The organism is Streptomyces hainanensis, assembly GCF_004348415.1.
In the GTDB taxonomy this organism is placed as follows: Bacteria; Actinomycetota; Actinomycetes; order Streptomycetales; family Streptomycetaceae; genus Streptomyces; species Streptomyces hainanensis.
Genome location: NZ_SMKI01000834.1, coordinates 1 through 1256 on the forward strand (window position 1 = coordinate 1; position 1256 = coordinate 1256).

Genomic DNA, 1256 nt, shown 5'->3' on the forward strand with positions numbered 1-1256 from the left:
GGGGTACGGGTTCACGGTCGTGGTCTGTCACCCGTGCCGGGTGCCCCCGCCGGTCGGGACTAACCGCAGACCGCCCGGTCGATCATGGCCAGCGTCGCCTCGGACTGGACGGCGAAGCGCTCCTGGTCGCCGATCGGCGCGGTGAAGATCGCGGAGGCGGCCGAGACCTCGCCGTCCGGCGTGACGGCGCCCTCGGACACGGTGCCGAACGAGGTGCCGCCGTGGAACCAGACGCCCTCGTCGCAGCCCTCCGCCGGGCGCCAGGCTATGCCAAGACCGTACCCGGCCTCGTCGCCGAAGTCGGCCGCCGGCACCGTGGTGCGCAGCTGCGCCAGCTGCTCGGCCGGCAGCAGCGTGCCGTCCATCAGGGCGCGGAGGAAGGTGTTCATGTCGTCGGTGGTGCTGATGATGCCGCCGTCGGCCCCGCCGTCCACGGAGAGCGTGGTGTCGGTGAGTTCGTCCAGGCCGGGGAACTGGAGGTAGGCGGTGGCGGTGGGCTGGGGCACGTAGGCCGAGGTGCCGGGGGTCATGGTGTGGCGCAGGTCGAGCGGCGCGATGATCCGCTCGTGGACCTCCTGCTCCCAGGGGTGCCCGGTGGCCTGCTCGACGATCATGCCGGCCAGCACGTAGTTGGTGTTGGAGTAGGCCCAGCGGGTCTCGGCGGCCGGGTCGTCGGCGTCCGGCAGCCAGCCGGGGGCGCGCGTCATGGCCAACGCGACGTTGTCTTCCGGCGCGCGCGGCGTGAAACGTTGCGCGAGATAGTTCTCGGGCGTCAGCTGTTCCGGGTCGCCGAAGAGGATGTCGGTGTAGTTGGCCAGCCCGCTGGTCTGCTGGAGCAGGTTACGGATCGTGATGCGGCCGCCGTCGTTGCCGTTGCCGGTGACCACGCCCGGCAGCCACTGCTCCACGGTGTCGTCCAGGCTCAACTCGCCCTCGGCGACCAGCTGGAGCGCGACCACCGAGACGAACGTCTTGGTGTCGCTGCCGATCCGGTAGTAGGAGTCGAACGGCACCTGCCCGCCCGCCTCCAGGTCCGCGACCCCGGACCGCGCCTCGCGCTCGCGCCCGCCCGCGTTCCGCGCCTGGACGATCAGCCCGGAGGCGCCGGTGTCGCGCACCGCGTCGGCGTCGCGCTGGAGTTCGCCGCGGTGCGGCCGCTCGACCGACGCCGCCTGCGCCCAGGACCCGGACCCGAAGGCGGTGGCCACGGCGATCGCGCCGAGGCCGGCCACGGCGAGGGCCGTCCTGGCCCGCGC

At 73.1% G+C, this 1256-nt stretch carries 1 protein-coding gene; it reads right to left on the minus strand.

The features are described 5' to 3' along the window. Positions 1-59 precede the first annotated feature (59 nt). On the minus strand, positions 60-1256 hold a 1197-nt coding region (locus E1283_RS36300), incomplete at its 5' end, for a serine hydrolase domain-containing protein (protein WP_341829989.1).